Origin of the sequence: Nocardioides ganghwensis (genome assembly GCF_014779655.1) — a bacterium.
GTDB lineage: Bacteria > Actinomycetota > Actinomycetes > Propionibacteriales > Nocardioidaceae > Nocardioides > Nocardioides ganghwensis.
This window is the reverse complement of the sequence record NZ_JACXYX010000002.1, coordinates 209,734-223,885: the sequence shown is the minus strand read 5'-3', so window position 1 is coordinate 223,885 and position 14,152 is coordinate 209,734. Positions and strand designations below refer to the sequence as shown.

Below are 14,152 nucleotides of genomic sequence, written 5' to 3'. Positions count from 1 at the left end.
TTGGCCGTCGTGTCGAGGGCCGGACTAAGTTGAGGGGACAACTGACGACGTACACCAGACGCTCGAAATTCATCGAGTGCAGAGACAGGAGCCGACGTGACCGACGTTGCGGCCAAGGATTCCCTGACTGTCACCGACAACCGGACCGGTCAGACGTACGACATCGCGATCACCGACAACACGATCGCGGCCAAGGACCTGGGGCAGATCCGCCTCGGCGAGGAGGATCCCGGCCTCGCGACCTACGACCCGGGGTTCGTCAACACCGCCTCGTGCCGCTCGTCGGTGACCTACATCGACGGCGACAAGGGCATCCTCGAGTACCGCGGGTACCCGATCGAGCAGCTCGCGGAGAAGTCCAACTTCCTCGAGGTGGCCTACCTGCTCATCCACGGTGACCTGCCCACCAAGGAGCAGTACGACGCCTGGGTGCACGAGATCACCTACCACACGTTCGTGCACGAGAACGTCAAGAACTTCATGCACGGCTTCCGCTACGACGCCCACCCGATGGGCATGCTGATGGCCTCGGTCGGTGCGCTGTCGACGTTCTACCCCGACGCCCGCAACATCAGCGACGCGGACAACCGCCACATGCAGATCGTGCGGATGATCGCCAAGATGCCGACGCTCGGCGCGTGGGCCTTCCGCCACGCCCAGGGCAAGCCGTACGTCTACCCCGACAACGACCTCGGCTACACCGCCAACTTCCTCTCGATGCTGTTCAAGATGAGCGAGCAGAAGTTCGAGGCCGACGAGCGCCTGGTGAAGGCCCTCGACGTGCTGTTCATCCTGCACGCCGACCACGAGCAGAACTGCTCGACCAACGCGGTCCGCTCGGTCGGCTCCTCGCAGGTCGACCCCTACTCGGCCGTCGCGGCCGGCGTCGGCGCGCTCTACGGCCCGCTGCACGGCGGTGCCAACGAGGCGGTGCTGCGGATGCTCAAGCGCATCGGCAGCAAGGAGAACATCCCCGCCTTCATCGACGGCGTGAAGGACGGCAACGAGCGGCTGATGGGCTTCGGCCACCGGGTCTACAAGAACTACGACCCGCGCGCGAAGATCATCAAGAAGTCCGCCGAGGACGTCTTCGAGGTCACCGGCACCAACCCGTTGCTCGACATCGCCCTCGAGCTGGAGAAGATCGCGCTCGAGGACGAGTACTTCGTCAAGCGCAAGCTCTACCCCAACGTCGACTTCTACTCCGGCCTCATCTACGAGGCCTTCCAGTTCCCGCCGGAGATGTTCACGGTGCTGTTCGCCATCGGCCGTACGCCGGGCTGGCTGGCGCAGTGGGCCGAGCTGGTGCAGGACAAGGACCAGAAGATCGCCCGTCCCAAGCAGATCTACACCGGCGACCGCGAGCTGACCTTCACCGCGGCCTCCGAGCGCTGGGCATAGACCCCGGCACCACGACGTACGACGAACGCCCCCGGCCCTGCGGCCGGGGGCGTTCGCTCGTTCGTGGTCAGCGCTCGAACACCGCCGTCGTCCGTGCCGGCACGGTGACCGCGTCGGCGGCGACCGTGCTGCCCTTGACCACTGCGTCGCCGCCGTTCGCCTGCACGTCGTGCAGCGTCCAGCCGGCGCCGGTGCCGCTGACGGTGGCGGCGTCCGGGGTCGCGTTGAACACGACCAGGACACCGTCGCGTCCCGGGTCGGCGTCGGCGCCGACGGTGTCGTCGACGAGCATCGCGATCACGCCCGGCTCGGCGTCGAGGAACGACACCTTGGCCTGGACCGCCTCGAGGCTGCCGAGGCGGAAGAGCCGCGACGACATCCGGATCCGGAGCAGGTCCTGCGCGCGGGCGTGCGCGGCGTCCATCGCGTCGGCGCCCGGGTCGAGCGCCGGGTCGGCGAGCAGCGGGCGCATGAAGTCCCACTTGCCCTCGTTGTCGGCCCGCAGCGGCAGCCCCGAGCCGAACGTGTTCTCGCGGCGCTGCCAGTCGACCCGGTTGAACCAGTCACCGGAGTCGTAGGAGTTGCGGTCCAGGCTCTTGGAGCGGAGCAGGTCGGTGCCGGCGTGCCAGAAGACCACGCCCTGGGAGAAGGCGACCGTCGACAACGAGACGGTGTTCATCCGCACGCGGTCGGCCATCGACGTACCCGTCGGGAGCTTGAAGGCCAACGAGTCGAAGAGCGTCTCGTTGTCGTGGGCGTCGACGTAGGTGACCGTCTCGGACGGGTCGGCGGCGTAGCCCGCCGGCTGGCCGTTGTAGTCGACCTCGGAGCCCACCACGTCCTCGCCCGTCGAGGAGCGGAAGCGGAAGTCGGCGAGGTTGCCGGCCAGCCCGAGCTTGACCAGGTCCTGCTGGTGCAGCAGGTCCGCGCGCTGCTCGTCGGCGCTGCCGTTGACCTCGGCGCCGTTGGGGTCGGTGAACAGGCCCGAGCCGAAGCCCTGCACGCGCGGGTCCTCGTCGAACGGCCCGCCCCCGCGTACGGCGTCGCGCAGCCGGTCGCTGAAGGAGCCGATGCCGGTGCCCGCGAGGTTGCGCTGGGTGGCCTGCACGAAGCGGGCGTCGTCGGCGACCTCGCCGAAGTTCCAGCCCTCGCCGTAGAGGTAGATCGCCTTCCCGTCGACGCCGTCGCGCTTGACCGTGAGCCCGTCGAGCGCGGCGCGCAGGCGGGTCATGTTGTCGAGCGAGTGGTGGCCCATCAGGTCGAAGCGGAACCCGTTGACCTTGTAGTCGCGTGCCCACGTGAGCACCGAGTCGATCATCAGCTTCTCCATCATGCGGTGCTCCGTCGCGGTGTTGGAGCAGCAGGTGGAGCTCTCGACCGCACCCGACGCGTTGAGCCGGTGGTAGTAGCCCGGCACGATCCGGTCGAGCACCGACTTGGGGTCCTGGCCGCTGGCCGCGGTGTGGTTGTAGACCACGTCCATCACGACCTGGAGCCCGGCACCGTTGAGGCCCTGCACCATCCGGCGGAACTCGACGGTGCGGCGCGCGCCCTCCGGGTCGGTGGCGTACGACCCCTCGGGGGCGGTGTAGTGCAGCGGGTCGTAGCCCCAGTTGAAGCCGTCGCGGGGGCGCACGGCGTCGATGCACTCCTGCTGGCGCTCGGAGTCCGGAGGCAACGAGGCCAGGTCGCACGCCGGGACCCGCTGGGCCGAGCGTCGCTCCTCGATGGTGGCGATGTCGAAGGCCGGCAGCAGGTGGACGGTGTTGAGCCCGGCGTCGGCGAGCCGGCGCAGGTGCTGCATGCCGACGGAGTCGCCGCGGGCGAAGGCGAGGTAGGTGCCGCGCTCGGCGGCGGGCACCGTCTCGTCGCCGATCGAGAAGTCGCGCACGTGCAGCTCGTAGACGTTGCGGTCCTCCGGCAGCGCGATCGTCGGCGGCGTGGTCCGCGACCAGCCCGTGGGCGCCAGGGACGGGTCGGCGAGGTCGACGACGAGCGAGGCCTGCGAGTTCGTGGTGAGCGCGACCGAGTAGGGGTCGGTCACCCGGTTCGTCACGACCTTCCCTGCGGCGGGCGAGAAGACGGTGACGTCGTAGGTGTACGCCGCGTCGCGCCACGACGCCGGGCCGGAGGCCGTCCACGTGCCGTCGGCGCGCCGGGTCATCCGGACCGTCCGGCCGGCGACGGACGCGGTGACGTCCTGCGCCGTGGGCGCCCAGAGCGCCAGCGTCGGCCGTCCGCCGCGCCAGGTGACGCCCAGGTCGGCGTCGGTCGCGTCGGCGTACACGTCGTCGAGCACGCCCGGGAGCTGGACGCCGGTCGCGTCGTGCAGCGCGCCGCCCGGGTCGTACGACGCGACGGCCAGCTGCCCGGTGAGGATCTCGGGGGCGCGTCGGGCCGTGGCGCGGTCGAGGCGGAAGGCCTCGTGGCCGGCGAGGTGCGGGAAGTCGGCGAGCACGTCCGCGGGCAGGCCGGCGGGGTCGTGGGTCAGCGGCGCGCTGGAGCCGCCGGTGACGGCCTCCGCGTCGACGCCGAGGTCGCCGGCCTGCGACCAGTGCAGGCGGTAGCGGCGCGACGCCGGGTCGGTGACGTCCCAGGCGACGAGGTCGCGGCGCAGCCAGTGCGCGCGCGCCTTCGCCAGGTCCGGGGCGGCGCCGGCGCTGCGCGTCGAGACCTGCAGTCGATGGGTGCCCACGTCATAAGTGAAGACCACCCGGACCCCTCCCGCGGGGACGTCGAAGCCGATGTTGGCGCCGTCACGCACGCCGTCGGCGCCGTAGTTCTCGGCCCACGACAGCCCGTGGGCGACCTTGGTCTCGTAGCTGCCGGCCGGCAGGGTGCCGGTGAAGGTGTAGGTGCCGTCGCCGTCGAGGTCCTTGAGCCACCCACGCATGCAGTCGGGCTGCCAGTCCCCGGGGCAGCCGAGCTCGGACTGCATGTTCCCGGCGAGCGTGATGATCGGGCCGTTGGCGTCGCTCGTGACCCAGTGCGAGCCGTGCTCGTAGTAGAACGTCACGGGGCTCCCGCCCGCGGGGACGTCGAGCGGGACGTTGGCACCGCCGCGGGCACCTCCGGCGCCGTAGTTCTCGTCCCACGTGCCGTCGATGGCCGCCTTGTACTCGTAGTCGCCCTCGGGGAGCGTCACGGTCTTCTTCCACACGAGGTCGTCGGCGTCGAGCGACATCTGCGCCTCGGGGCAGCCCGGGTCCCAGTCGCCGGGGCAGCCCATCTCCGAGTTGTGGCTGCCCGGGACCGACACCGCCCCGGGCTGGGTGACGGGACCACCGTCGCCACCGCCTCCGGGCGTCGGCTCCGGCTCGGGGTCGCCCACGGTCGCCCACGACGAGGCCACCGACAGGTTGCCGCTGCTGTCGCGCAGCACGGCGCGGTACTCGACGAGGGTGCCGTGCGGCAGTGACCGGACGTCGTGGAAGACCCGGTAGGGCGCGTTGTCGTCGGTGCCGAGCGGCGCCCACCCCGCCGCGCCCGCGCGACGCCAGGCGAGGGTGACCTGGTTGAAGCCGCCGTCGGGGACGGCCACGGTGATGGGCGCGCGGCCGCCGACGGTGCCTCCGGCGGAGGGCTTCTCGAGGTGGATCGCCGGGGCGGCCTCGCGGTCGGCGAGCCTGCCGTTGGCCCGCCAGACCACGGCCGACAGCGGCGGGACCGTGATCGTCGTACGCCCCTCGGCGTCGGTGCGCAGCGACTCCCTGCCCGCGGGCCAGACCCGGGTGAACGTGCTCCGGCGCATCTCGGTGCCGACCGTCACCGTCTTCTCGGTGGTGGCGTTGTTGACCGCGACGAGGAGCTCGCGTCGCTCGGTGGCGTCGATGCGGCTGAAGGCGTAGACACCGGCGGCGTTCGAGGCGTAGCGGTGCAGCTGCGCGCCGTCGGCGAGCGCCGGGTGGGCCCTGCGCAGCGCCGCGAGGTCGCGGATGGTGCGGTAGAGCGGGTGGCCGGTGTCGTAGTTGGCGTCGGCCGTGGTCGCGTCGGTGCCGATGAGGTCGTTGTCGTTGTAGGAGGCGACCCTGCTGGGGAACATGTCCTCGCGGGCGTCCTTGTCGCCACCGTCGCCGACGAAGCCCTGCTCGTCGCCGTAGTAGACGACCGGCTGGCCGCGGGTGAGGTACATCAGCGCGTGCGCCAGCGCGTCGCGCTCCAACACGGAGTCCGTGCCCCGGAGGAAGGTGCCGATGCGGCCCATGTCGTGGTTGCCGAGGAAGGTCGGCGAGGCGTACGCGTTGGAGTCGGTGTCGGTGTACCAGTCGTCGGCGGCGTAGAAGTCGCGCAGACGTGTCGTCGCGGCGCCCTTGGCGAAGCCGGTGCCGACGTCCTGGAACCCGAAGTCGAGCGTGGCGTCGAGCCGCCCCGCGGTGCTGAAGGTCGACAGGTACTCCGGGTTGGCGTCGTAGACCTCGCCGAAGGCGAAGAAGTCGTCGTTGCCGATGGAGGCGGCGTGCTCGCGGATCGCGGGGGCGAACTGCTGCCAGAACTCGAGGTTGACGTGCTTGGCGGTGTCGATGCGGAAGCCGTCGATGCCCAGGTCGACCCACGCCTCGTAGATGTCCGTCATGCCCTCGACGACCTCGGGCTTCTCGGTGAAGAGGTCGTCGAGGCCGACGAAGTCACCGTAGGTCGAGGACTCGCCGGCGAAGGTCGAGTCGCCGCGGTTGTGGTAGTTCGTCGTGTCGTTGAGCCAGCCCGGGACCTTGACGGTGCGGTCGGCCTCGCTGCGGAAGGTCGGCGTGTAGGGGAAGGACGTCGCGGCGTCGAGCTCGGGGAAGTCCTCGCCGCCCGCGAAGTCGCGGTCGTCGAACACGTTCCCGGAGGCATCGCGGTAGGGCTCGTCGGCCTTCGGGACGTAGCCGTACTGCTGCTCCTCGTAGTCGATGACGTCGGCGGTGTGGTTGGTGATGATGTCGAAGAAGACCTTGATGCCGCGCCCGTGCGCCTCGTCGATGAACGCCTCGAGCTCGGCGTTGGTGCCGAAGTGCGGGTCGATCTGCGTGAAGTCGGTGACCCAGTAGCCGTGGTAGCCGGCGCTGGCGTCGGCCCCGCTGCCCTGGACCGGCCGGTTCTTGAAGCTCGGCGTCAGCCAGATCGCGGTGGTCCCGAGGTCGGCGATGTAGTCGAGGCGGTCGGAGAGGCCCTGCACGTCACCGCCGTGGAAGAAGCCCTTGTCGGTCGGGTCCAGCCCGGTCGCGAGCCGGTCGCCGGTGAGGCCGCCGGCGTCGTTGGCCGGGTCTCCGTTGGCGAAGCGGTCCGCCATGACGAAGTAGAAGTTCTCGCGGGTCAACGGTCCTCGCAGCGAGGTGCCGGCGAGCGCGCGGTCGGCGTCGGTGGGGGTCGCGTCGGGCTGCTCGGCCGGCGCGACGGCGACGCGGTGGGACGCGTCGTCGTAGGTGAAGCGCAGTCGCGCGGCGTGCTCGAGCACCAGGGGCAGGTTCGGACCGTCGGCCGTCCCGCCGGCCCCGTAGTTCTCCTCCCACGAGCCGTTGACCGCGACCTTGTACTGGTAGGTCCCCGCGGGCACCTCCGTGACGAGCTCCCACGAACCGTCGGGGAGGCGGCTGAGGCCGGAGGCCTCGCACGCCGGCGACCAGTCGGCCGGGCACCCGACCTCGTCCTGGAGGTTGCCCACCAGGGTGACGGAGGTCGGCGCCTCGGCGCGGTGCTCGGCCCGGGCGGGTGCGAGCGGTGCGAGGGAGGCGACGAGGGTGGCGACCGCTGTGGCCACGCCGAGCAGGGCAGGGGACGAACGACGCACGATGGCTCCCGAGAGGTGCGAGGCCCCCGGTCCGCGGGTGGTCGGGGTGGCGTCGGTCACACTAGGCGTCCACTGGGAAAAGTTGCAAGGACTGCAACAATTTTCAGGACCCGGGCCCACCCCTAGGGCGCACGCAGTGCTTCTTCAGGCGCCCCGGCGGTCACTACACTCCCGAGCACTCGGGACAGGCCGCACAGGCAGTCACGGAGGAGACGTGGGGACACACGGGGAGAGCACCCTCGGCACGGTGCTGCGCACGCTGCGCGAGGAGGCCGGGCTCTCGCAGGAGGAGCTCGCCGAGCGTGCGGGCCTCAGCCCGCACGCGATCAGCGCCCTCGAGCGTGGCACCCGCACCCGCCCCTACCCCCACACGCTCCGCTCGCTGGCGGGCGCCCTCGAGCTGACGGACGACCAGCGGGCCGCGCTGGTCGCCGCGGTCCCGGCGAGGTCGTCCCGGCAGGCCGCCGCGACGGCATCCGTACGCCCACGCGACCTCCCCGTCCCGGCGACCCCGCTGGTGGGTCGCGACGACGACGTCGCACGGGTCGCCGACCTGCTCGGCACCCGCCGGCTGGTGACCCTCAGCGGTCCCGGCGGCGTGGGCAAGACCCGTCTCGCCCTGGCGGTGGCGACCCGGGTGCGCGACCGCTTCGCCGACGGGGTGACCCTCGTCGAGCTCGCTCCGCTCCTGGAGGCCGGGCAGGTCGTCGCGGCCGTCGCCGACGCGGTCGACGCGGCGCGGGACCCGGCGCGCCCCGTCCTGGACGACGTGGTCGACCGGCTGCGCGGCCAGCACCGGCTGCTCGTCCTCGACAACCTCGAGCACCTGCTCGACGCCGCCCCGGACGTGGCGGCGCTGGTCGAGTCCGTCCCCGACCTGACCGTCCTCACCACGAGCCGTGCCCCGCTGCGGGTGCGCGGCGAGACCGAGTACGGCGTGGAGCCGCTGGAGGTCGAGGAGGCGCCCGACGGCTCACCCTCCCCCGCCGCCCGCCTCCTGCTCGACCGGGCGCAGCGGGTGAGCCCCGGGTGGGGAGCCGACTCCGCGGACGCCGCCGCGGTCGCCGCCACCTGCGAGCAGCTCGCCGGCCTGCCGCTGGCCCTCGAGCTCGCGGCCGCCCGGGCGCGGCTGCTCGACCCCGCCGCACTGCTCGACCGCCTCGACAGCGCACTGCGCTCCGGTCCGCGGGACCTGCCCCCGCGACAGCGGACGATGCGCGCCACCCTCGACTGGAGCAACGGGCTCCTCGACGCCCCCGCACAGTCGCTGCTGCGCCTGCTGGGGGTCTTCGTCGGCGGGACCACGCTGTCCGACCTCGAGGCCGTCGCCGAACGCGCGGGGGCGACGTACGACGTGGTGGCCGCCCTGGAGTCGCTGGTCGAGCAGTCGCTCGTGGTCGCCGAGCCGTCGGGGCGCTTCCGCCTGCTGGAGCCCGTGGCCCAGTACGCCCGCGACCTGCTGCACGAGGCCGGCGAGTGGGACGGCGCGGCCCGCGCCCACTCCGCCCACTTCCTCCGCGTCGCCGAGGACAACAGCTCGAGCTACCGCAACGGCGGACAGGTCCGCGCGCTCGACCGGATCGACCTCGAGACCGCCAACCTCGACGCCGCCGCCGAGCGCGCACTCGCCGCCGGCGACGTCGAGACACCCGCGCGGATGGCGTGGGAGCTCTGGCTCTACTGGTGGCTCCGCGGCCGTCACGACCACGGCAGGCGCTTCGCCGAGACCGTGCTCCAGCAGAGCCACAGCCTGGCGGACGACGTGTACGCCCGGGCCGCGCTCGGCGCCGCCACGATGGCGTTCGCGATGGACGACGTCGCCGGCGCGGCGGGATGGTGGCGGCTGTCGCACGAGCGCGCCGGGGACGTCCACGAGATCCTCTCCAACAGCATCGCCGGCAGGGGCCTGGTCGCGCTGGTCGAGGGGGACCTCGACCTGGCCCGCGACCGGTTCCGCGAGGCGCTGCACCACGCGGAGCTGGGCGGCCCGGAGGTCGAGTGGACCTGGGCCCTCTCCCACATCTGGCTCGGCACCGTCGCCCTGCTGGAGGGTGACGCCGACGAGGCCGTGCGGCTGGTGGACGAGGGACTGGCCTCGGCACGACGTCGTGACGACCGGCTCACCTCCTACATCGCGCTCTACAACCTGTTCCAGGTCGAGCTCGGCCGCGGCCACCACGACGCCGCCCGCCGCCACCTCGAGGAGGGAGCCCGGCTCTCCCTCGAGACCGGCGACCAGGCCAACCTCGCCTACCTGCTCGACGCCGGCGCCGTGCTCGCCGCCGCGTCCGGCCAGCACGCGCGCGTCCCGCTGCTCCTCGGCGCCGCACAGGCGATCCGCGAGGCCCTCGGCTCCCGCGGCTACGGCTACTACCGCCCGGACCCGGCTGCGATCGAGGCCGCCGCGACCGAGGCGCGCACCCACCTGGGCCCCGACCGCTACGACGACGCGCTCGACACCGGCCGCGGGCTCCCGGCCACGGACGCCGCCGCCATGCTGCGGACCTGAACGGGCATGACCGAACCTGACCGGGCCTGACCCGTACACCTCCCGCACACCTTCCCCACACCCGCGCCTGTCCGTGGTGTGGGGCGACGCCGGCTCCGAGGGTGGTGCCACGGCGCGCACCCGTGCCGTCACCGTCCGACCCAGGAGCAGCCATGAGCACCACGCTCGACCCGTCCACCACCGAACCCGCCGCCGCAGGCGCCACGTCCCCGGGACGGGGGTGGGTCCTCGCCGGTGTCGGCGCCGGACTCGCCGGCATCGTCTCGATGGTCGGCAGCAGCCTGGTGGACGCCGTCTACGACCCCGCCAACAGTGGCGACGCCGAGGCGATCGCCGAGTCCATGTCCGAGCAGGTGCCGCAGATCCTCGTCTTCCACACCGCGACGATGCTGTCCTGCGCCCTGCTCGTCGTCTTCACCGCCGGTCTGCACCGGCAGCTGCGCCGGCGTACGGGGGCGGACAGCCTCGTCCCCGGCGTCGCCGCACTCGGGCTCGGGCTCGTCGCGACCGCCCAGCTGCTGGGCGCCGGCCTGACGACGGAGTTCGCGTTCGCCTTCGCCGCCCCCGACGACGCGTTCGTCCCGGAGACCATCGCGTTCTTCGGCCACTGGGTCGGCACCGTCCCGTGGCTGTGGGGGGCGGCCGGGCTGACGGCGCTCGCGATGGCGAGCGCGACGTTCAAGCAGTCCGCCTACCCGCGGTGGATCGGCTGGACGAGCGCAGTGCTGGGCGGTCTCACGGCCTTCTTCATGATCAGCCCCGCCCAGTACATGGCCGGCATGACCGGGCCGGTGTGGCTGCTCGTCATCTCCCTGGGCCTCCTCCGCACGGTGCGCGAGTCCTGAGATGTCGACCCTGTCCGCGCCCGGCTCGCGGGTCGTCGACTTCGAGGCGTACGTCGCCGAGCGGCGGCCTGCCCTGCTCCGGTGGGCGCGGGCCGTCGCCGGGGACCCGCACACGGCCGAGGACCTGTTGCAGGCCTCGCTGGTGCGGGTCCTCCCCCGGTGGGAGTCGATCCGGGAGGGCGCCGCGGCGGACGCGTACGTCCGGCGCACCATCACCCGGCAGTACGTCAGCTGGCAGCGCCAGCCGTGGCGACGCGACGAGGTCGTCTCGTCCTGGCTCCCGGAGCCCGCGACCAGTCCTCCGGACCCCGTCGACCCGCGGCAGGCGGGCGAGGTCTGGGGGCTGGTGCTGGCGCTCCCGGCACGGCAGCGTGCTGCCGTGGCGCTGCGCTTCTACGAGCAGCTGAGCGTCGCCGAGACCGCCGAGGTGCTCGGCTGCTCGACCGGCACCGTCAAGTCCAACACCAGCCGCGGCCTCGCCGCGCTCCGCCGGCTCGCCGCCGACACGGCGCTCGCCGGATGACACCCGAGGGAACTCCCATGTCGTCGCACCACACCGCCACCGCCACCTGGCTGCCCGCCGGCTTCCGCCACCCGACCCGGGTCGAGGTGCCGTTCGGGCACCACCTGCGGCCGATCCGCGCCGAGGACACCGACCTCGACATGGTCGCCGTGATGGGCTCGCGCGAGCGGCTCTGGAGCATCTACGGCGAGGCGTGGGGCTGGCCGCCGGCCGAGATGACCCACGAACAGGACCGCGCCGACCTGGCCCGGCACGCCGCCGAGATGGAGACGCACCAGTCCTTCAACTACGCCCTGCTCGACACCGACGAGACGGCTCTGCTGGGGTGCGTCTACATCGATCCACCGGAGAAGCCGGGCGCCGACGCGGAGATCTCGTGGTGGGTCGTCGACGAGTGCGTCGGCACCGAGCTCGAGGCCGCCCTGGACGAGCTGGTGCCGCGCTGGATCGCCGACGAGTGGCCGCTCGAGAACCCCCGCTACGTCGGGCGCGACCTGACGTGGGCGGAGTGGATGGCGCTGCCTGACCTGCCCCGCTGAACCCCCGGACAGGTCTCTGCACCTTCCCAGCCGGTTCTCAGCGCTTCCACAGGGTCGCGGCGCATCGTCGGAGACATGGACGACCCACAGATCCCCCAGCACGGCAACCCGTACCAGCAGGCCCACACCCAGGCCTTCCCGCAGCAGCAGCCGCAGCAGCCGACAGCGCCGCCGCGGCCACGGCGTACGGGGCTGGCGGCCGCGGTCGTCGCCACGTCGCTGCTCGTCGGCGGAGGGGCGGGCATCGGCGGGGCCGCGTGGTGGGACGCCACCCAGGGCGAGTCGTCGGGCTCGTCCCAGGCGAGCCCCGTCTCGACGTCGACGGTGTCGCAGAGCCAGGCGCCGGCGGCCGAGGGCTCGGTCGAGTCGGTCGCCCAGAAGGTGCTGCCGAGCGTGGTGAAGATCGACGTCACCGGCCAGCAGGGCTCGGGGTCGGGGTCCGGCATCATCCTCACCGCCGACGGCACCATCCTGACCAACAACCACGTGGTCGAGCTGGCCACGCAGGGTGGCTCGATCGAGGTCTCCTTCGACGACGGCACCAGCGCCGAGGCGGAGATCCTCGGCACCGACCCGCTCACCGACACCGCCGTCATCCAGGCCGCCGACGTCTCCGGCCTGACCCCGGCGACGATCGGCAAGTCCGCCAACCTGGGCGTCGGCGAGGGAGTCGTCGCCATCGGCTCGCCCTTCGGCCTGGACGCCACCGTCACCAGCGGCATCGTCAGCGCGCTCGACCGTCCGGTCAACGTCGGCTCCGACGACCAGGGCAACTCCACGACCTACCCCGCGGTCCAGACCGACGCCGCCATCAACCCCGGCAACTCCGGCGGTCCGCTCGTCGACATGACGGGGGCGGTCGTCGGGATCAACTCCTCGATCCGCACCGCCGCGTCGCAGTCGCCGTACGGGCAGTCGGAGGCCGGGTCGATCGGGCTGGGCTTCGCGATCCCGATCGACGAGGTGATGCCGATCGTCGACCAGATGGCCGCCGGCGAGACCCCGACGCACGCCCGCCTCGGCATCCGGGTCGCCGACGACGAGGACGGCGCCCGGATCGCCGAGGTGACCGAGGGCTCGACGGCCGCGGAGGCGGGCATCGAGGCCGGCGACGTCATCACCTCCATCGACGACCGCCGGATCACCGGCGCGGACTCGCTCGTCGCGACCATCCGCTCCTACCGGCCCGGCGACCAGGTCGAGGTCACGTGGACGCGCGACGGCGAGAGCCAGTCCGCGACCGTGACCCTCGACTCCGACGCCACGGAGGGCTGAGACCGCGACGCCCCCGGCAACTGCCCGGGAGATGCACTCCCGCCCCCACCAGTGGGGGCGGGAGTGCGTACGTGGACCCGTTACCGGCGGGCCGCCATGATGGGGCCACCGACTCGAACCGAGGAGCCACATGCAGCTCGAGCTCAGTCCCGCCGACGCGGAGTTCCGGAACCGGATGCGGGAGTTCTTCACGACGAAGGTCCCGCAGGAGATCCGCGACACCGTCCTGGAGGGCCGCCACCTCAGCAGCGACCAGATCGTCGAGAGCCAGCGGGTGCTCAACGCCGAGGGGCTCGCCGTGCCGCACTGGCCGGTCGAGTGGGGTGGCCAGGACTGGACCGACCTCCAGCGGCACCTGTGGCACGAGGAGATGCAGCGCGCCGGCGTGCCGATCCCGCTGGCCTTCAACGCCTCGATGATCGGGCCGGTCATCGCGCACTTCGGCACGCAGGAGCAGAAGGAGCGCTTCCTGCCGGCCACCGCCAACCTCGACATCTGGTGGTCGCAGGGGTTCTCCGAGCCCGACGCCGGGTCCGACCTCGCCAGCCTCCGTACGAGCGCCGTGCGTGACGGGGACGACTGGGTCGTCAACGGGCAGAAGACGTGGACGACGCTCGGCCAGCACGGAGACTGGATCTTCACCTTGGTCCGCACCGACCCGGAGGTGAAGAAGCAGGCCGGCATCTCGATGCTCCTCATCGACATGACCTCCCCCGGCGTCGAGGTGCGACCGATCGAGCTGATCGACGGCGGCCACGAGGTCAACGAGGTCTGGTTCTCCGACGTACGGGTGCCGGGCGACCTGCTCGTCGGCGAGCTCAACGGCGGGTGGACGATCGCGAAGTTCCTCCTCGGCAACGAGCGCGTCGGGGTGGCGCCGGTCGGCGCCACCAAACGCGCCCTCGCCACCCTCAAGACGAACGCCGCCGCGCAGCTCGAGGACCCGCTCGTCCGCGCCCGGGTCGCCGAGCTCGAGAACGACCTGCTCGCCCTCGAGCTCACCGCGCTCCGCGTGGTCGCCCACTCCAGCGACGGCGAGCCCCACCCGGCCTCGTCGGTGCTCAAGCTCCGCGGCACCGAGCTGCAGCAGTCGGTCAGCGAGCTCGCCCTCGACCTCGCCGGCCCTGCCTCGCTGGCCTCGCGGGCCGAGGACGACTCGCCGCAGGAGGGCTGGGCGAGGCGGGCGGCACCGACCTACCTCAACCTCCGCAAGGCCTCGATCTACGGCGGCTCCAACGAGATCCAGCGCCAGATCATCAGCCGCACGATCCTGGGACTCTGAGGGGACGAGGG

Annotated in this window: 8 protein-coding genes; 7 read left to right on the top strand and 1 reads right to left on the bottom strand. The window is 72.3% G+C overall.

Translation table 11 applies throughout. The features are described 5' to 3' along the window. Window positions 1–96: 96 nt before the first annotated feature. The gene (locus IEZ24_RS03315) at window positions 97–1,401 is read left to right on the top strand and encodes a citrate synthase (RefSeq protein ID WP_129453424.1); all 1,305 of its coding nucleotides are present in this window, start codon (window positions 97–99) and stop codon (window positions 1,399–1,401) included. 67 nt (window positions 1,402–1,468) lie between these two features. On the opposite strand, the gene pulA is transcribed toward IEZ24_RS03315, so the two are convergent. Continuing rightward, window positions 1,469–7,228 carry a pullulanase-type alpha-1,6-glucosidase gene (pulA, locus tag IEZ24_RS03310; RefSeq protein ID WP_242498371.1) on the bottom strand — a complete coding sequence of 1,920 codons (5,760 nt, stop codon included), beginning with the start codon at window positions 7,226–7,228 and terminating at the stop codon, window positions 1,469–1,471. 154 nt (window positions 7,229–7,382) lie between these two features. Between pulA and IEZ24_RS03305 the strand changes: the two genes are divergently transcribed. The 6 genes from IEZ24_RS03305 (at window position 7,383) to IEZ24_RS03280 (ending at window position 14,141) form a co-directional block, all read left to right on the top strand. Next, on the top strand, window positions 7,383–9,677 hold the full coding sequence (locus tag IEZ24_RS03305; protein ID WP_165355958.1) for an ATP-binding protein: 2,295 nt from the start codon (window positions 7,383–7,385) through the stop codon (window positions 9,675–9,677). A gap of 152 nt (window positions 9,678–9,829) precedes the next feature. Further along, window positions 9,830–10,522 carry a hypothetical protein gene (locus tag IEZ24_RS03300; protein WP_191192810.1) on the top strand — a complete coding sequence of 231 codons (693 nt, stop codon included), beginning with the start codon at window positions 9,830–9,832 and terminating at the stop codon, window positions 10,520–10,522. A gap of 1 nt (window position 10,523) precedes the next feature. Continuing rightward, complete coding sequence (locus tag IEZ24_RS03295) at window positions 10,524–11,045, top strand: SigE family RNA polymerase sigma factor (RefSeq protein ID WP_129453422.1); 522 nt, start codon at window positions 10,524–10,526, stop codon at window positions 11,043–11,045. A gap of 17 nt (window positions 11,046–11,062) precedes the next feature. After that, window positions 11,063–11,584: a GNAT family N-acetyltransferase gene (locus tag IEZ24_RS03290; protein ID WP_129453421.1), complete on the top strand. Its 522-nt coding sequence runs from the start codon at window positions 11,063–11,065 to the stop codon at window positions 11,582–11,584. Window positions 11,585–11,659: 75 nt separating this feature from the next. Further along, a complete protein-coding gene (locus IEZ24_RS03285; RefSeq protein WP_129453420.1) occupies window positions 11,660–12,859 on the top strand; it encodes a S1C family serine protease in 1,200 nt (399 codons plus the stop codon). Window positions 12,860–12,989: 130 nt separating this feature from the next. Then, window positions 12,990–14,141, top strand: a complete 1,152-nt coding sequence (locus tag IEZ24_RS03280) for an acyl-CoA dehydrogenase family protein (RefSeq protein ID WP_129453419.1) — start codon at window positions 12,990–12,992, stop codon at window positions 14,139–14,141. The last annotated feature ends 11 nt before the right edge of the window (window positions 14,142–14,152 follow it).